We start from the raw sequence: 16,609 nt of genomic DNA, 5'->3' as shown, positions 1-16,609 counted from the left end.
GTCGGCTACCTTACAACGTATGGCTACCTTACATAGTAAGACTACGGCCCGCGCGACCGGACTCCTCTACCTCGCCCTCGCCGTGGCCGGCGCCGCCGGCTTCCTCACGATCCGGCCGATCCTCTTCGAGGCGGGCGACCCCGCCGCGACCCTCGCCCACCTCACCGACCACCTGGCGCTCGCCCGCACCGGCGTCGTCCTCGAGCTGCTCGTCGTGCTGACCCAGGCGCTCGCGGCGGCCGGCTTCTACCGCCTCTACCGGGAGTCGCACCCGGTCAACGCCGCCGGGATCGCCGCGTTCGGCCTGGTCAACTCCGTCGCGATCCTGGTCAGCGCGGCCATGCTCGGCGCCGCGGTCGAGATCGCCGACCAGCCCTTCGGCGACGCCGCCGGCAACGTCCAGCTGCTCTATCTCGTCAGCGGCCACCTCTGGACCGTGGGCGGGATCTTCTTCGGGCTGTGGCTGATCCCGATGGGCTTCTGCGTCAGCGGCGCCCTGCGCTGGCTGCTGGTCGTGGGCGGCGCCGGGTACGTCCTGAGCTCGTTCGCGTCCTACGTGCTGCCGGCCGCCGCCGACGTCCTCGTCGTGCCGGCCACGATCGGCGAGCTCTGGATGATCGGGTACCTGCTGGTGCGCGCACCCGCTGTTCACCTCGACCTCGTAGCTTCCGGCAGATGAGCACACCACACGACCGGGTGGCCGAGGTCGACCGGCACCTCACCGGCGCCGCCGACTCGGCCGCCCAGCGCCACCCCCGCTTCGCCGGCGCCATCCGTCACTCGTTCGACCGGCTGCGCGGCGGCTTGGCGCAGGCGCACGCACGCTCGGCGGCGGTCGACTCCGCGGCGTGGGCCACCTACGTCGGCGACCTCGACCGGGGCCTCGACGAGCTGGACAAGGAGATCGGCCGGGCCACCGAGGGCGCGGTCGCCGGGACGAGCGTCGACGACGTGCTGACCATCCACCTGACCGGCATCGAGCTGCAGGGATGGCGCCTGCAGGTGAGCCTGGCGGGCCTCGAGCCGCGCCTCACGGCCGCGGAGATCGAGTTGCAGAGGTACGCCTCGGCCTGCGCGACCGGCACGGCGAAGCCGGTGGGCGCTCTCGAGGAAGCCATGACCCACCTGCGCGAGGCCGGTTGACCGTCCCGTGGGCGGGCCAGGGTTTTCCACTGGCGCGACCCCGGCGCCGCGTGGGCCATCGTAAGGGCCATGAGTGAAGACACGAACAAGGTTGTCGCGGACACCGCCCTGCTCCTGAAGGAGACTGCCGAGCACCACGGCGCGTTCGAGGCGGTCGCCCCGCCGCATGACTGGTGGGACTGGTACGCCGCGTACTTCGTCGCCCGGCAGGGCGGCGCCTCGCCGGAGGAAGCCGTCGCTGCCGGGGACAAGTACATGGCCGACGTGAAGGGCGTGGTCGTCCCGCCCGAGGCGGCTAGCCGAAGGTGAACGAGTAGATCTCGGCGCCGGGGTCGAGGAAGGTGATCTCGGCGGTGCGGTCGGCGATGTGGCCGGGCTGGCGTACGAGCTGGTAGAGCCGCCGGTCGCCGATCGTGCCGTAGCCGTCGGCGTCGAGGTCGTCGCCGTGCGCCGCGGCCGGCGGCTCTCCGTCGAGCAGCAGCTGGAACCGTACGGGTGCCGCCGCGCCCATCACCAGGTTGAGGTCGCGGGCGTGGAAGCGGTTGAGGATCCGGCCGCCCGCCGCGTTCGACGTGGTGGCCTGCTCCCCGATGGTCCATTGGCCGCCGAGCGCCCAGTCGTTGAAACCCAGATGGTCGGGAACGGTGTACTGCTGCGACCGCTCGGGCGCGAATCCCTCGGGTGATCGGAACTGCTCGCTGCGGGCGTACCCGGTGTAGTTCTCCGGCGATCGCAGGGTGCGATAGTCGCCCGGCTCCTCGATCGGTCGCGGTTTGACGGTGACCACGTCGCTGCGGGCGTCGCCGAGCAGCCGCTGGATCGCCATCTCGGTGCGGGCGTACTCGTCCTCGCCGAAGTGGTGGTAACGGATCATGCCCTCGGCGTCGGCCAGGTAGATGGCCGGCCAGTAGTGGTTGTCGAAGGCGCGCCAGATCGCGTAGTCGTTGTCGAGCGCGACCGGGTAGTCGACCCGGTCGCCGCGCGCCTCCCGGCGGACGTTCTCGAGGTCCTGCTCGAAGCCGAACTCCGGCGTGTGCACCCCGACGACCAGCAGGCCCTGGTCGGTGTATTTGTCGGCCCACGCGCGGACGTACGGAAGCTGGCGCAGCCAGTTGACGCAGGTGTAGGTCCAGAAGTTGACCAGCACCACCTTCCCGCGCGTGATCTCTTCCGTCAGCGGCGGCGAGTTGAGCCAGCCGGTCGCGCCGTCGAAGCCGGGCAGCTCGCCCTCGACGGGCAGCCGCGCTTCCGCCCCGTGCAGCCAATGTGGCGTCATGACCCATTCCCCCTGTCGTTGTGTGCTCCCACCATGGCCCGCCCATCACCCGCGTCGCGCCCGTGCAATGCACTGGTCCGCACCCGGGTAAGGCCGGGCGAGCCGCCTGCCGATGGGGTCTGTGTGAGGCGTCGCGTCCCGGGCCTGCGCTCGGTCGTCGCGCTCACCGCGCTGGTGGCGGTGGGCGGGTCCGCCCTGTCCGTCACCGTCGCCGCGGCCCTGGCCGGCGGGCAGCGGCGCGCCGCCGAGCAGCAGCTCGACCGGCGTGCCCGGCAGGCTCAGGAGGCCGTCACCGCCGAGGCCCGCCGCTACGTCGACACGCTGCGCACGATCGCCGCCGCCGCGGGATCGTTCAACGAGCTCACCGCGGACAAGTTCAACGGCTTCACCGAGCCGCTGGCGTCGATGCGGCTGGCCGGCGTGGTCTCGATCGCCTACATCGTGCCCGCCACCGAGGCGCAGATCCCGGCGGTGCAGGCGTTCTGGCGCTCCCGCGGCGCGACCGATCTGGTGCTCACCAGGAAGGGCACGGCGCCGGAACATATCTTCACCGTGCTGGGCACCTCGCTCGACGGGTCGGGCGTGTCCGGGGCGGGCATCGACGTCTCGCAGGCGCCGGCGCCGACCGCGGCGCTGAACGAGGCCCGCCGCAGCGGCCTGCCCGCCGTGTCCGACGCCTACCACCTGCTGCGGGACGCCAACCTGCCGGAGACCGAGCGGCAGATGTCGTTCGTCCTCGCCGTCCCGGTGTACGGGCTGGAGTCCGCGCTGGGCGGCCGGGGATTCCGGGGCTGGGTGCTGATGGGCCTGCGGGGCCAGAGCTTCGCCTCCGCCACCCTGCAGCGCGTCTCGCAGCAGCTGCTCGACATCAACCTGCGGGCGCTCAACAGCAACCAGGACCAGGTCTCGGTCGCCACCTTGACAGCGCCGGTCGAGGGCCGGCGCGACATCTCCCGCGATCTGAGCTTCACGGTCGCCGACCGGCGCTGGCAGCTGCACATGGCCGCGCACGGCCGCGCCCTGCCCGGGGCCGACGACAACATGCCGGGGACCGTGGCCGTCGGCGGCAGCACGGTCAGCTGCCTGCTGGCCGCCCTGGTCGCCGTGCTGGCGACCGGCCGCCGCCGGGCCCGTGCCCAGGTGGAGACCGCGACCGCCGGCCTGGCCGAGAACGCCCGGGCGCTGCGCCGGGAGCTCGCGCGGCGGGAGGCCATCGAGTCCGACCTGCGCGCGGCCCACGACGACCGCGACGCCCAGCGCGCCTTCCTGGCCCAGGTCCTCGACGCCCTCGAGCCGGCGGTGCTGACCTGCGACAACGACGGCGTCATCGTGCACGCCAACCACGCCGCCCGGGCCGCCGTCGCGCACGCCGAGCCCCCGGTGACCATCGTCGACCGGGCCGCGGTAGGCCGGTACGAGCACCCGGACGGAACCCCGGTCGGAGCGGACGAACTGCCCATGGCCCGCTCGCTGCGCGGCGAGCAGGTCACCGGCATGGAGATCGTCACGCACACCGCCGACGGGGCCGGCGTGGCGATGCTGGTGCACAGTCGTCCGCTGCGCGACCCGGGCGGGCGCGTCACCGGCGCGGTGGCCACCATCTACGACATCAGCGAGCTGCGCGAGCGCGAGAACGAGCTGCGGGCCTTCGCGGGCGTGGTGGCCCACGATCTGCGGGCGCCCCTGGCCAGCGTCGCGGGTTACGCCGAGCTGGTCGACGAGGGCATGGCCGACGGCGATCCGGTGGCGGAGCTGCACCCGCAGGTCGAGCGGATCCGGCAGGGCGTCAACCGGATGCGCACCCTCATCGAGGACCTGCTCGCGTACGCCACCGCCCGCGACGCCACCCTCGACCGCCGCCCGATCGCTCTGGACGAGGTCGTCGCCGACGTGCTCAACGAGCGCACCGCCCACCTGCGCGGCGGCAAGATCGACGGCGCCCCCACGCTGTTCCCCGACATCTACACCGGGCCCCTGCCGGTGGTGCGGGCGGATCGCGGGATGATCCGCCAGCTGTTCGACAACCTCATCGGCAACGCTCTCAAGTACACCGCGCCCGGCCAGCCCGCCCGCATCGACATCTCCGCCCAGCGATGCGCCGGCGACGAGTGGGCCGTCACCATCGCCGACCGCGGCATCGGCATCCCCCTGGAGGACCAGCCGCACATCTTCGACTCGTTCCACCGCGCCGCCGCCCACCGTGGCTACCAGGGCACCGGCCTCGGGCTGGCGATCTGCGAGCGCATCGTCACCCGGCACGGCGGGGTCATCACCGCCACCGACAATCCGGGCGGCGGAACGCGCTTCAGCTTCACCCTGCCGGCCGGCGAGCCGGACGATTCCCGGGCCGGCATCCAACCGGGTGCTCCCGCGGCGCGGATGGATGGTCGATGATCGGGGCATGAGCGACGACGCCACCAAGATTCTTCTGTCCGAATCGGAGATGCCGCGCCGGTGGTACAACATCGTGCCGGATCTGCCCGCGCCTCCCCCGCCCGTGCTGCACCCGGGCACGCTCCAGCCGGTCGGCCCCGACGACCTCGCGCCGCTGTTCCCGATGGCGCTCATCGAGCAGGAGGTCACCGCGGAGCGGTACGTCGACATCCCGGACGAGGTGATCGACGTCTACCGTCTCTGGCGGCCGTCGCCGCTCTACCGCGCCCGGCGGCTCGAGAAAGCGCTCGGCACCCCGGCGAAGATCTATTACAAGTACGAGGGTGTGTCGCCGGCCGGTTCGCACAAGCCGAACACCGCGGTGCCGCAGGCGTTCTACAACGCGGCCGCGGGCGTACGCCGCTTGACGACCGAGACCGGTGCGGGCCAGTGGGGAACGGCACTGGCCTTCGCGAGCGCCCAATTCGGGCTGGACTGCGAAATCTGGCAGGTGCGCGCCTCGTACGATCAAAAGCCTTATCGGAAAATCATGATCGAGACCTTCGGCGCGACGATCCACCCGTCGCCCTCGGAGCTGACCGAGGCCGGCCGGAAGATCCTCGCCACCGACCCGGACTCCCCCGGCTCGCTGGGCATAGCGATCAGCGAGGCCGTCGAGGTCGCGGCGCAGAACCCGGACACCAACTACGCGCTCGGCAGCGTGCTCAACCACGTCCTGCTGCACCAGACGATCATCGGCGAGGAGGCGCTGCTCCAGCTGGCCAAGGCGGGTGACACTCCCGACGTGATCGTCGGCTGCACCGGTGGCGGCTCCAACTTCGCGGGGCTGGCCTTCCCGTTCCTGCGCGAGAAGCTCGCCGGCAACATGTCGCCCACCATCCGCGCCGTGGAGCCCGCCTCCTGTCCCTCTTTGACCAAGGGCGTCTACGCGTACGACTTCGGGGACACCGCCGGAATGACGCCGCTGATGAAGATGCACACGCTGGGTCACGAGTTCATCCCCGACCCCATTCACGCTGGGGGCCTGCGGTACCACGGCATGTCCCCGCTGATCTCGCACGTCTACGAGCTCGGCCTCATCGAGGCGGTCGCCAAGACGCAGCGCGAGTGCTTCGAGGCGGGCGTGCGGTTCGCCCGCAGCGAGGGCATCATCCCGGCGCCCGAGCCGACCCACGCGCTCGCGGCCTGCGTCGAGGAGGCCCTGCGCTGCAAGGAGACCGGCGAGGAGAAGGTCATCCTGACGGCGCTCTGCGGGCACGGCCACCTGGACCTGCCCGCCTACGGCACGTTCCTGGCCGGCGACATGGTCGACCACGAGCTGTCCGGCGACGCGGTCAAGGCCGCGCTCGCGGGTCTTCCGGCAGTGCCTGCCTAGCGCCGTAGCGTCGCAGCGCGCTGAGCACCGCGGTGATCTCCGGCCTGGGCGTCGCGGGCCGGCGGATCGCCGCGGTGATCCGGCGCGTCACCGGCGGGGTGAGCGGCCGCACCGCGACGCGATAGCGCGGGTCGGCGGCGAGGCTGGGCAGCAGGGCGATCGAGCGGCCCTTCTCCACGTGCTGCAACGCGATCATGTAGTTGTTGAACCGGCAGATCACGGCCGGCTCGAAACCGGCCTCCCGGCACAGCCGGGTGGCGAGCTCCGACATGTACGAGCCGGTCACGTCGAACGTCCACCGCTGATCGGCGCACGCTCGGAGGTCGACGGTCTCGCGCTCGGTCAGCGGATGGTCCTCGGGCAACACCAGCACGACCGCGTCCTCGGCGATCGGCACGAGGTCGATCGCCGGGTCGAGCTCGGCGCCGGTGAAGTCGGTCGTGGTGATGATGACGTCCACGTCGCCGCGGCGCAGCGCCGGCATGCTCTCGTGCGGCTCCAGCTCGAGCAGCACCACGGTGACGTCGGGGTGCCGCTCGGCGACCCGCGCGACGGCCGGCTCCGCGAGGGCGTGCACCGCGCTCTGGAACACCGCGAGCGTCACCGTGCCGGCCGGCTCGTCGGCGAGGCCGCGCAGCTCGGCCTCGGCCGCGTCCATGGCGGCGAGGATCTCCCGGGCGCGGCCGGCCAGCAGCACGCCGGCCGCGGTGAGCCGCACCCGGCGGCCGGTGCGTTCCAACAGCGCGGTGCGGGTCTCGCGTTCGAGCGTGGCGAGCTGCTGGGAGACGGCGGAGGCGCTGAGGTTGCCGCGCTGCGCGACCGCCCGGACGGTCCCGTACGTCGCGAGATCGACCAGCAGGCGCAACCGCCAGGGATTGAGCATTGTGCGGCGCAGCTTAACAGCAGCGGCGAAAATGTGAGATGGACCTGACGCTCCAGCCTTCGTAGCGTCGAGACATGGCAGATTCGTTCTGGTCCGACGCCGAGCGTCACCTGGTCCGCTACTCCGGGGCGGGCCGCTTCGTCCCCGAGATCATCGAGCGGGCCGAGGGCAGCTTCGTCTACACCGCCGACGGCCGCCGCCTGCTCGACTTCACGTCGGGGCAGATGAGCGCCATCCTCGGCCACTCGCATCCGGCCGTGGTCGCCACCGTCCAGCGGCAGGCCGCGACCCTCGACCACCTGTTCAGCGGCATGCTCAGCCGCCCGGTGGTCGACCTCGCCCGCCGCCTGGCCGCCTCGCTGCCCGACCCGCTGGAAAAGGTGCTGCTGCTGACCACCGGCGCCGAGTCCAACGAGGCCGCGATCCGGATGGCCAAGCTCGTCACCGGCCGGCACGAGATCATCGCCTTCGGCCGGTCGTGGCACGGCATGACGCAGGCGGCGGCGGGCGCCACCTACAGCTCCGGCCGCAAGGGGTACGGTCCGGCCGCGCCGGGCAACTTCGCCATCCCCACCCCGAACGCGTACCGGCCGGATTTCACCACCCCCGACGGCGAGCTGGATTGGCGGCGGCAGCTCGACTACGCGTTCGAGCTGTTCGACGCGCAGTCGGTGGGCAGCCTCGCCGCCTGCATCGCCGAGCCGATCCTCAGCTCCGGCGGCGTGCTCGACCTGCCGCCGGGTTACCTGGCCGCGCTGCGCGACAAGGTCCACGAGCGGGGCGGCCTGCTCATCCTCGACGAGGCGCAGACCGGCCTGTGCCGCACCGGCGACTGGTATGCGTTCCAGCGCGACGGCGTGGTCCCCGACATTCTCACGCTCTCCAAGACGCTGGGCGCCGGCCTGCCCCTCGCGGCCGTGGTGACCAGCGCCGAGATCGAGCAGACCGCGCACGAGCGGGGCTTCCTTTTCTTCACCACGCACGTGTCCGACCCGCTGGTGGCGGCGGTCGGCAACACGGTGCTCGACGTGCTCACCGCCGAACGGCTGGAGACCCGGGCCGCCGAGCTGGGGACGTACCTGATGAAGGGTTTGAACGAACTCAAGGAGAAGCACCGCGTGGTGGGCGATGTGCGCGGGCGCGGCCTGCTGGTGGGCCTCGAGCTGGTGGTCGATCGCGACACCAGGCAGCCGGCCGACGAGCTGGGCGCGGCGGTCACCCGGCGCTGCCTGGAGCTGGGCCTGCACATGAACGTGGTGCAGCTGCCCAAGATGGGCGGCGTGTTCCGGATAGCGCCGGCGCTGACCTCGTCCTTCGGCGAGCTCGACCTGGGCCTCGAGATCCTCGACCAGGCGATCTCCGACTGCGCGGGCTGAGGCACCGCGGGCTGAGGCATCGCGGCTCGGGGCAGCGCGGGCTCAGGGCAGCGCGGGCTCAGGCAGCGCGGGCTCAGACGGGGCGGAAGCTGGCTCGGTAGGACTGGGGTGACACGCCCAGGATGCGGCGGAAGTGCGGGCGCATCGCCACGCCGTCGCGGAAACCGCTTGCCCGGGCCACCGCGTCGACGGTCAGGTCGGTTCCGGAGAGCAGGTCCTGGGCGTGCAGGACGCGCTGGTGCAGCAGCCACTGCAACGGCGAGCAGCCGGCCGCCTCGCGGAAGCGCCGGTCGAAGGTGCGGCGGCTGACGTGGGCGGCGGCGGCCAGGCGGTCGACGTCGAGCTCCGGGTCGGCCAGGTGGCCGCGGCGCAGCAGCTCGAGGATCTCGCCGCGGATCGGCGGGCCGCCCGGCAGCCCCAGCCCGGCACGATGATCATCTCGGCCTCGTCGAGCGATCCCAGCGAACAGGGCGCGGTGATCATGATGCCGGCGGTGGTGAGCATCGGGGCGTCGTGCTCGCCCGCGACGCGTACGTCGAATCGCTTGTCGATGCCGAACACCCGCGGCGCGACCGCGACCTCCAGCATCGGCGCGTCGGCGCCGACGATCACCCCGACCACGGTCATGGCTTGAACGTATCGCACGATGGCTTTCCAGCCACTGCGGTTTTCGCGGGCGCCGCAGCAGGATGGGCACATGACTTTCCGCAGGTTCGGCGGCCCGACCGTGGAGTTTCCCCTCGGCGGCCTCACGTTTCTCACCGACCCGACGTTCGACGAGCCCGGCGACTACCCGATCGGCGACCGCAAGCTCACCAAGACCGCGCCGCCCACCGGAGAGCCGGGACCGGTCGACGTCGTGCTGCTCTCCCACGACCAGCACCCCGACAACCTGGATCGCCGCGGCCGGGAGTTCGCCGCGGCCGCGCCGCTCGTGCTGAGCACTCCGGCCGCCGCTTCGCGGCTGGGCCGGCCGGTCCGGGGCCTGTCACCCTGGGAGACCGTTCAGCTCGACCATGGCGTACGCGTCACCGCGGTCCCCGCCCAGCACGGCCCCGACGGCACCGAGCACCTCGTCGGCCCGGTCACCGGTTTCGTCCTCGAGGCCGACGGCGAGCCCACGCTGTACGTGAGCGGTGACAACGCCTCGCTGCGCGTGGTCGAAGAGATCGCCGCCCGCTTCCCGTCGATCGACGTGACCGTCCTCTTCGGCGGCGCCGCCCGCACCCCGCTGGTCGGCGACGCGAACCTGACCCTCTCCGCCGCCGACATGGTCGAGGCGGCCCGCATCCTCGGCGTGACCCGCGTGGTCCCGGCCCACATCGACAGCTGGGCCCATTTCACCGAGACCCCGGAGGACGTGCGCGCCGCCTTCGACAAGGCCGGCGTCGCCGACCTGCTTCAGCCGTAGGGCGTTGAGCCGCCGGGGCGCCGCGCCGCTGCGGGCGCGTTCAGCCGTAGGCGGCGCGGGCCAGGGCGAGCAACTCGCCCAGGCGGGTCGGTGGATCGTCGCGCCACCAGGCGAGGCGCACCTCGATCGGCGGGGCGTCGCGGACCGACCGATACGCGACGCCCGGGCGCGGGTTCTGGTTGGCCGTCGCCTCCGAGGTGACGCCGACCGCCTGGCCGGCCGCGATCAGCGTGAGCCACTCGTCGACCCCGTGCGACTCGCGGGTGGAGACCGGCGCGGCCCCCGGCGGCCACAGGCCCGGCGTGGTCGTGCCGGTGCGGCTGTCCAGCGCCACCGTGTAGCGGGCGAGCTCCGCCATCCGCACCGAGCGGCGCCGGGCGAGCGCGTTGTCGGTGGCCACCGCCGCGTACCGGGCCTCGGCGCCGATCAGCGCCGTGTCGAACCGGGCGTCGTCGAGCGGACGCCGGATCACCGCCACGTCGGCCAGGCCCTCGCCGAGACCGGCGGTCGCGGTGCCGGACTGCACGAACACCAGCGGCACGTCCGGGTGCGCCGCGGCCCACGCCTTCTGGAGGCGCCGCGTGTGCTTGCCCAGCGCCGCCCACGCGTACCCGACGCGAAGCTCCGCCGGCGGCGTGACCGTCCGCTCCAGATGGGCGACCTCCGCCAGCACGCGGCGCGCGGCCGGCAGCACCCGGGCGCCGGTCGCGGTCAGCGAGACGTGCCGGGTCGTGCGTTCGAGCAGCCGTACGCCCAAAGCGGTTTCCAGAGCCGCGATCGCGCGCGAGACGGCCGCCTGGGAGAGCCCGAGCGACGCCGCCGCGTCCGTGAACGTGCCGGCGTCGGCCACCGCGACCAGCGCCTCGAGCTGACGCAGCTGCACATTCATGCGTGCAGCGTATAGGTCGCCCGCGTCGCGCATTTCTCATCGGCGCGCGGGAGGCCGACGCTTGCCCCATGAACGCGAGGACCACCGCCGGCGTCGCCACCATGCTCGGCAGCGCCGCCAGCAACCAGATCGGCGCGGCCGTCGGCGCCCATGCCTTCCCGTTCATCGGTCCGGCCGGTGTCGTCGCCGTACGCCAGGTGGTCGCCGCCGCCGTCCTGCTCCCGCTCGCGCGTCCCGACGTCCGGCGCTTCACCTGGCCGCAGTGGTGGCCGACGCTGCTGCTGGCGGTCGTCTTCGCCACCATGAACCTCAGCCTCTACACCGCCATCGACCGCATCGGCCTGGGCCTGGCGGTGACTCTGGAGTTCCTGGGCCCGCTGGCCGTGGCGCTGGCCGGCTCCCGCACCCGTCTCGACCTGCTCTGCGCCGTGATCGCCTGCCTCGGCGTCTACGTGCTGGTCCTACCCGGCTCGTCCAGCGACTTCCTCGGCATCGGCCTCGGCCTGCTGGCCGCGACCTGCTGGGCCGCGTACATCGTGCTCAACCGCGTGGCCGGCGCCCGCCTCCCCGGCCTCCAGGCGCCCGCCGTCGCCACGTCCATCTCCGCCGTTCTCTACCTGCCGGTCCTGCTGACCCTGCATCACGGCGGCCTCGGGTACGCGCTGATCGCCGGCCTCCTGAGCTCCGCCGTCCCGTACGCCGCCGACCTGATCGTCCTGCGTTTCGTCCCGCCCCGCCTCTTCGGCGTCTTCATGAGCGTCCACCCGGTGTTCGCCGCCCTCGCCGGGGTGGCGCTGCTCGGCCAGGTCCTGCACGTGCACCACTGGGCCGGCATCGCCCTGGTCGTCATGGCGAACGCCCTCGCCGTCCGATCGTCGCGGCCCCGCGACGAGCGAACGATTGACGCGGGCCGCACACTGGAAGGACGGGCTATCGCGGGCGGGTGATGGTGTGCGGCATGGCGTGGCGGCAGGCGTGTCGGTCCTGCTTGGAGTGGTGACGGGCGTGCTGGGCAACGCTTTCACCGCCGGCTGGAAGTGGCCGCTCGGCCTGGGCCTCGGCGTCGCCGCGCTGACGGCCGCGTGCTGGGAGGCCTGGCGGGCCACCAGGGGCAGCAGCACAGCCCGGGCCGTGCGCACCGGCCCCGCCACCGCCCAGGGCCCCGGCAGCCGGGCGAACTCGGGCGTCGTCGGTGGCGAGGGCGCCGTGCGCTCGACCGGCGAGGCCCGGGCCTCCGACGGCGGCATCGCGAACTCCGGGATCGACGGCCGCCCCTAGTGTTCTCCGACAAGAGGCCCCTCGTCCGCGAATCCGGGGACGCCACCGCCGAGAGCGGTGGCGTCGCGATCACGGGCGCGGTCGGGACGGTCAACGTCGGCGCGCTCGCCCCGGCCCGGTCGCGCTATGCCGAGCAGGTGCGCCAGATCGCGCCGCCCGAGCTGTTCGACCGCGACGAGGAGTTGGCCCGGCTCGCCAAGTTCTGCGACCGGGCGGAACCGGCGGCGGCGTACATGTGGTGGCGTGCTCCCGCGTGGACCGGCAAGTCGGCGCTGATGGCCACGTTCGCGCTGAACCCGCCGCCCGGGATCCGGGTCGTCTCGTTCTTCGTCACCGCGCGCTGGGCCGGGAACGACGACCGGGTCGCCTTCGTCGACGTGGTGCTCGAGCAGCTGGCCGAGATCACCGGCCTGCCGATCCCCGACTACTTGACCGACGCCACCCGCTACTCCCACCTGCTGGGCCTGCTCACCGAGGCCGACGAGGCGTGCCGCAAGCGGGACGAGCGGCTGGTCCTGCTGGTGGACGGTCTCGACGAGGATCGCGGCGTCCAGGCCGACGGCAGCACGCACAGCATCGCCGCGTTGTTGCCCGAGTCACCCACACCCGGCATGCGCATCGTCGTCGCCAGCCGGCTGAACCCGCGCCTACCGTCCGACGTGCCGCCCCGTCATCCGCTGCGCCGCGCGGCCGAGATCTGCACGCTCAGCCAGTCCCCGCACGCCGAGGGGGCCCGCCACTACGCGCAGGACGAGCTCAAGCGCCTGCTCCGCGGCACCCCCGCCGAACAGGATCTGCTCGGACTGATCTGCGCGGCCGGCGGTGGCCTCTCGGCGGCCGACCTGGCCGAGCTCACGTCCCAGCCGGCCTGGGAGATGGACGACCTTCTCAACGCGGTCTCCGGACGCACGTTCGCCTCGCGCTCCGAGCGGCGCGACGCGGCGACCGCCGTCTACGTGCTCGGTCATGAGGAGCTGCAGCAGCAGGCGATCCGGTTCATCGGCCCACAGCGCCTGTCGGAGTTCCGCCGGCGCCTGCACGACTGGGCCGATTCCTACCGTGAGCGCGACTGGCCGGCCACGACCCCGGAATACCTCTTGCGCGGCTACTTCCGCATGCTGCACGAGACCACCGAGATCAACCGCATGATCTCGTACGCGACGGACGCCGCTCGCCACAACCGCATGATGGGAGTCGGCAACGGCGACACGGCGGCCCTCGCCGAGATCGCCCTCGTCCAGGAAGCGCTGCGTTCGCAGGAGGAGCCCGACCTCGCCGCCGCCGGCCGGCTGGCCGCCCACCGGCACTACCTCGTCGAGCGCAACGCCAACCTCCCCGAGGAGCTGGTCCAGGCCTGGACACTCGCCGGGGACCTGGCCCGGGCCGAGGTCATCGCACGGTCCATCGCCGACAAGCGGGCCCAGGAGACGGCCCTGACCACGGTCGCCGTCGAGTTCGTGCGGTCCGGCGACCCGCAGCGGGCCGAGGCGGTGGCCCACTCGCTGCGCGACCCGGGCCGCGCCCTCGCCGCCGTCGCCCTGGCGCTGGCGGAACGCGGTGACCGTGACCGGGCGGACACGGTCGTCCGCTCCCTTCCCGACCCCGAGGACCGGGCTCGGGCGCACGCCCGGATCGCGGTGGCTGTCGCGCGCGCCGGCGACCCGGCGGTGGCCCGCGACTTCGGCGCGCACGCGGAGACGGCCGCCCGGGAGGTCACCGATCCGGTACGCCAGGCCTGGGTCATGCCCGAGATCGCCGACGCGCTCGCCCACGCGGGTGACGCCGACGGCGCCGACCGCGTCCTCGAGACGATCGACCGCGCCACGCGGATCGTGACCCGGACCCGGGTCGCGGAGACGCTGGCCCGGCACGGTCGCGCGACCGCGGCCCGCGCTCAGGCGGCGAAGCTCGACCGGGCCGAGGATCGTGTGGCCGCGTTGGTCAAGGTGTCCAGGGCCCTGGCCGAATCGGGCGCCGGCGACGCCGCGCGCGAGACCGCCCGCGCCGCCGAAGAGGCCGCCGGCGAGCTCGACGACGGAGACCCGCGGGCGTGGCTGCTCCTCGATGTGGCGGAGGCGCTCGCCCGAGCCGGTGACGTGGACGGCGGCCTCCGCGTCACCCTCGCCGTCGTCGAACGCGACGCCGACCGCGGCGGCGGCGAAGCGCACAGCCGGACCGAGCGCCTCGGCGGCGACCCGTTGAGCCGGATCGCGACGGCCGCGGTGCGCGGCGGCCGGATGGCGCGGGCCGCCGAGATCGCTCTTGCCCTGGCGCCCACCACGACGCAGGCCATGGTGCTGCTCGAAGTCGCGCGAGCGGCGGAGGTGGCGGGCGCGCGGGAGATCGCCCGCTTGTCGGCCACCGCGGCGGAGGGTGTGATCGCGTCGGCCGTGGCCGCGAAGGATCGGCCGGTCATGCTGGGCGCGATCGCCGGTGTTCTCCGGCGGATCGGTGATGGGGAGGCGGCGCTCGCCGTCGCCGCCCGGGCCGGGTCGATCGAGGATGCGGCCGAGCGCACGCGGACCCTGGCGCTGGTCGCCGAGGCGCTGGCCCAATCGGGCGACGGCGAGGCGGCGCATCAGGTGGCGGCCCGGGCTCTCGCCTCGGCCCGGACGATGGACGACCGCCCCGAGGCGCTGGACGCCGTGCTGCCGATCATCACCGCGTTCGCCCGATCGGGTGACGCCGGCGCCGTGCGCTCGATCGTGGCCGAAGCCGAGACACTCGCCGGCAACTGGGGCGTCTCGCGGGTCGCCGAGGTGATGGCCGGCGCGCTGGCCGCGGCGGGCGACGTCCCCGGGGCCGAGCGCCTCTGCGAGCTGTCCGGGGATCGTTCCCGGCAGGCGCGGATCCTCGCCCGCATCGCGACGGCGCGGGCCCGGGCCGGCGCCCCGGAGACGGCACGCCAACTCGCCGAGCGGACCGAGGACATCGCGCGCACTGTGATCGACCCGGTCGCGCACGTCGCGAGCCTGGTTCAGCTCGCCGGGGCGCTCACGGCCTGCGGGGCCACCGCGACCGCGAGCGAGGTCCTCGACCGGGCCCGTAAGACCAGCGCGTCGATCGGCGATCTGCCACAGCGGGCCGCGAGCCTCGCCACGGTCGGCGAAGCCGTGCTCGCGTCCGGGGGCGTGGCGAACGCTCTCGCCATCGCCGACGAGGCGAAGTCCATTGCCGACGAGGCGAAGTCCATCGCCGGCGAATCCCCCGGACATCCGCGCGGCCAGCATTTCGCCGCGATCGCCATCCTCTCGGCGAAAGCCGGGGACGGCGCCGCGGCCGAGGAGGCCGCCCGGAAGCAGGGCGGTGAGTCGTGCCTGGCCGAGGTCGCCGAGATCCTCGCGCGGGGCGCCGACCCGGACCGCGCGGAGGCCATCGCCCGGGATTTCGCCGGCCGCCTTCAACGGGAGGCAACCGCGCGGGCGGTGGGCCGCGCGCTGGCTCTCGGCGGCGACACCGGCCGGGCGCTGAAGGTCGCCGGGCTCATCACCGACCCGGCCCAGCGGGACCTGTTCCTGATCGACCTCGCCAAGGAGGTGGCGGCCGGTGGGAGCGCCGAGGAGGCGCTGCGGCTTGCCCGCGACGTCGCCAACCCCGCCCGGCAGGTGTGGGCCATGGCCGAGGTCGCCGGCGGCCTGGCAACGGCCGGGGACGCCGGCGGGGCTCGCCTGACGGCGTTCCGGGCCGAGAGCGCCACGCACGGCATCGCCGACCGCACGCCGCAGGTGTTCGCGCTGGCGAAGGTGACGGAGGCGCTGGCCCGGGCGGGCGAACCGGCGGCCGCGCGCGACGTCGCCGACAACGGCGAGCTCATCGCCCGGGCGATCGAGGACCCGGCGCAACGAGCATGGGTCCGGATCCTGCTCGCCGAGGGGCTCGCCCAGGTCGCCGACCGCGACGCCGATGCGCTGCGACGGCTGGCCGACCTCGCGCAAGCCGCGGCGCGGCGCGTCGCCGAACCGGACGCGCGGGGCCGCGTGACGACACGGATCGCCGAGGCGTACGCGCGGGTCGGCGACGCCGAACGGGCGCTGGCGGTGGCGGAGTCCATCCCGGAGAGCAAGCGGCTCGAGGTGACCCGCGACCGCGTGGTCGAGCAACTCGCGAAGTCGGGTTTCGCCGACGAGGCGCTCCGGATCGCGCGGAGCCTGACCTCCGGCCTGCTCGTGCTGCGCAAGCTGGTCAGCGAGCTCGTGTGGGCCGGTGACGCCGGCACGGCCGAGGCGTTCGTGCTGCGGATCGGCGACGAGGCGGCGCGCGACGGGATGCTGGCGCCGCTCTGCCTGGCGATAACCGAGGCCGGCAACCCGCTACGGGCCGCGGCCGCGGCCGCGGCGATCGTCGACGAGAAGATCCGCACCGACACCCTCGCGACGATCGCGATGCACCTGCCGGCCGAAGGCAGCCCGGCGAACGTGCTGTCGCTTCTGGAGAACCGGCTGGAGGCTGTGGATCTCACCGCGCTCGCCCGGATGTCCCCGGTGGCGACGGAGGCATTTGCCAAGGAATATCTCCATTCGCTGCAAGCCCACGGAGATCAATCTTAGTAAATTGCCCGATGCGCAATATATTTGTCCGGGCAGT

General features: G+C 73.3%; 15 protein-coding genes. 11 read left to right on the top strand and 4 right to left on the bottom strand.

Annotation, left to right across the window (positions count from 1 at the left end):
• Positions 1 to 19: 19 nt before the first annotated feature.
• The 3 genes from ACQPZX_RS15705 to ACQPZX_RS15695 all read left to right on the top strand — a co-directional run bounded on the left by ACQPZX_RS15705 (position 20) and on the right by ACQPZX_RS15695 (position 1,452).
• Positions 20 to 679 (top strand): DUF4386 domain-containing protein, encoded by a 660-nt coding sequence (locus ACQPZX_RS15705; protein ID WP_433380655.1) that lies wholly within the window; start codon positions 20 to 22, stop codon positions 677 to 679.
• Positions 676 to 1,143, top strand: a complete 468-nt coding sequence (locus tag ACQPZX_RS15700) for a hypothetical protein (RefSeq protein WP_433380652.1) — start codon at positions 676 to 678, stop codon at positions 1,141 to 1,143. The genes ACQPZX_RS15705 and ACQPZX_RS15700 overlap by 4 nt, the downstream gene beginning before the upstream one ends.
• Positions 1,144 to 1,212: 69 nt before the next feature.
• Positions 1,213 to 1,452 (top strand): bleomycin resistance protein, encoded by a 240-nt coding sequence (locus ACQPZX_RS15695; protein ID WP_433380649.1) that lies wholly within the window; start codon positions 1,213 to 1,215, stop codon positions 1,450 to 1,452.
• Here ACQPZX_RS15695 and ACQPZX_RS15690 read toward each other — a convergent pair.
• Positions 1,439 to 2,419, bottom strand: coding sequence for a redoxin domain-containing protein (locus ACQPZX_RS15690; RefSeq protein ID WP_433380646.1), 981 nt, complete (start codon positions 2,417 to 2,419; stop codon positions 1,439 to 1,441). The two genes, ACQPZX_RS15695 and ACQPZX_RS15690, sit on opposite strands and share 14 nt — an antisense overlap.
• 123 nt (positions 2,420 to 2,542) lie before the next feature.
• Between ACQPZX_RS15690 and ACQPZX_RS15685 the strand changes: the two genes are divergently transcribed.
• A complete protein-coding gene (locus ACQPZX_RS15685; protein WP_433380643.1) occupies positions 2,543 to 4,813 on the top strand; it encodes an ATP-binding protein in 2,271 nt (756 codons plus the stop codon).
• Positions 4,814 to 4,820: 7 nt separating this feature from the next.
• Positions 4,821 to 6,188, top strand: a complete 1,368-nt coding sequence (locus ACQPZX_RS15680) for a TrpB-like pyridoxal phosphate-dependent enzyme (RefSeq protein ID WP_433380640.1) — start codon at positions 4,821 to 4,823, stop codon at positions 6,186 to 6,188.
• Here the strand turns inward: ACQPZX_RS15680 and ACQPZX_RS15675 are convergent.
• Positions 6,148 to 7,071 carry a LysR family transcriptional regulator gene (locus ACQPZX_RS15675; RefSeq protein WP_433380637.1) on the bottom strand — a complete coding sequence of 308 codons (924 nt, stop codon included), beginning with the start codon at positions 7,069 to 7,071 and terminating at the stop codon, positions 6,148 to 6,150. The two genes, ACQPZX_RS15680 and ACQPZX_RS15675, sit on opposite strands and share 41 nt — an antisense overlap.
• Before the next feature lie 74 nt (positions 7,072 to 7,145).
• On the opposite strand from ACQPZX_RS15675, the gene ACQPZX_RS15670 reads away from it, so the two are divergent.
• Positions 7,146 to 8,447 (top strand): aspartate aminotransferase family protein, encoded by a 1,302-nt coding sequence (locus tag ACQPZX_RS15670; RefSeq protein WP_433380634.1) that lies wholly within the window; start codon positions 7,146 to 7,148, stop codon positions 8,445 to 8,447.
• 73 nt (positions 8,448 to 8,520) lie between these two features.
• Here ACQPZX_RS15670 and ACQPZX_RS15665 read toward each other — a convergent pair whose 3' ends face one another.
• Entirely contained in the window at positions 8,521 to 8,775 is a 255-nt protein-coding gene (locus ACQPZX_RS15665) for a helix-turn-helix domain-containing protein (RefSeq protein WP_433385263.1), read from the bottom strand.
• Between ACQPZX_RS15665 and ACQPZX_RS15660 the strand changes: the two genes are divergently transcribed.
• A complete protein-coding gene (locus ACQPZX_RS15660; RefSeq protein WP_433386102.1) occupies positions 8,686 to 9,081 on the top strand; it encodes a hypothetical protein in 396 nt (131 codons plus the stop codon). The two genes, ACQPZX_RS15665 and ACQPZX_RS15660, sit on opposite strands and share 90 nt — an antisense overlap.
• Before the next feature lie 63 nt (positions 9,082 to 9,144).
• Positions 9,145 to 9,858, top strand: coding sequence for an MBL fold metallo-hydrolase (locus ACQPZX_RS15655; RefSeq protein WP_433380631.1), 714 nt, complete (start codon positions 9,145 to 9,147; stop codon positions 9,856 to 9,858).
• Positions 9,859 to 9,898: 40 nt separating this feature from the next.
• On the opposite strand, the gene ACQPZX_RS15650 is transcribed toward ACQPZX_RS15655, so the two are convergent.
• A complete protein-coding gene (locus ACQPZX_RS15650) occupies positions 9,899 to 10,747 on the bottom strand; it encodes a LysR family transcriptional regulator (RefSeq protein ID WP_433380628.1) in 849 nt (282 codons plus the stop codon).
• A 68-nt stretch (positions 10,748 to 10,815) separates the two neighbouring features.
• Here ACQPZX_RS15650 and ACQPZX_RS15645 point away from each other — a divergent pair, with 68 nt between their 5' ends.
• The 3 genes from ACQPZX_RS15645 to ACQPZX_RS15635 are packed head-to-tail and all read left to right on the top strand — an operon-like array spanning position 10,816 to position 16,572.
• Entirely contained in the window at positions 10,816 to 11,694 is an 879-nt protein-coding gene (locus ACQPZX_RS15645; protein ID WP_433380625.1) for an EamA family transporter, read from the top strand.
• Positions 11,695 to 11,710: 16 nt separating this feature from the next.
• On the top strand, positions 11,711 to 12,025 hold the full coding sequence (locus ACQPZX_RS15640) for a hypothetical protein (RefSeq protein ID WP_433380622.1): 315 nt from the start codon (positions 11,711 to 11,713) through the stop codon (positions 12,023 to 12,025).
• On the top strand, positions 12,025 to 16,572 hold the full coding sequence (locus ACQPZX_RS15635) for a hypothetical protein (protein ID WP_433380619.1): 4,548 nt from the start codon (positions 12,025 to 12,027) through the stop codon (positions 16,570 to 16,572). Before ACQPZX_RS15640 ends, ACQPZX_RS15635 begins: the two co-directional genes overlap by 1 nt.
• Positions 16,573 to 16,609: the final 37 nt, after the last annotated feature.

The organism is Actinoplanes sp. CA-142083, from assembly GCF_050942195.1.
Classification (GTDB): domain Bacteria; phylum Actinomycetota; class Actinomycetes; order Mycobacteriales; family Micromonosporaceae; genus Actinoplanes.
This window is presented reverse-complemented; position numbering and strand designations above follow the sequence as displayed.

Bases quoted from the DNA above. Each gene is read 5' to 3' on its own strand.
- ACQPZX_RS15680 (WP_433380640.1), top strand. From the start codon at position 4,821: ATGAGCGACGACGCCACCAAGATTCTTCTGTCCGAATCGGAGATGCCG.
- ACQPZX_RS15690 (WP_433380646.1), bottom strand. From the start codon at position 2,419: ATGACGCCACATTGGCTGCACGGGGCGGAAGCGCGGCTGCCCGTCGAG.
- ACQPZX_RS15670 (WP_433380634.1), top strand. From the start codon at position 7,146: ATGGCAGATTCGTTCTGGTCCGACGCCGAGCGTCACCTGGTCCGCTAC.
- ACQPZX_RS15655 (WP_433380631.1), top strand. From the start codon at position 9,145: ATGACTTTCCGCAGGTTCGGCGGCCCGACCGTGGAGTTTCCCCTCGGC.
- ACQPZX_RS15650 (WP_433380628.1), bottom strand. From the start codon at position 10,747: ATGAATGTGCAGCTGCGTCAGCTCGAGGCGCTGGTCGCGGTGGCCGAC.
- ACQPZX_RS15695 (WP_433380649.1), top strand. From the start codon at position 1,213: ATGAGTGAAGACACGAACAAGGTTGTCGCGGACACCGCCCTGCTCCTG.
- ACQPZX_RS15675 (WP_433380637.1), bottom strand. From the start codon at position 7,071: ATGCTCAATCCCTGGCGGTTGCGCCTGCTGGTCGATCTCGCGACGTAC.
- ACQPZX_RS15705 (WP_433380655.1), top strand. From the start codon at position 20: ATGGCTACCTTACATAGTAAGACTACGGCCCGCGCGACCGGACTCCTC.
- ACQPZX_RS15645 (WP_433380625.1), top strand. From the start codon at position 10,816: ATGAACGCGAGGACCACCGCCGGCGTCGCCACCATGCTCGGCAGCGCC.
- ACQPZX_RS15700 (WP_433380652.1), top strand. From the start codon at position 676: ATGAGCACACCACACGACCGGGTGGCCGAGGTCGACCGGCACCTCACC.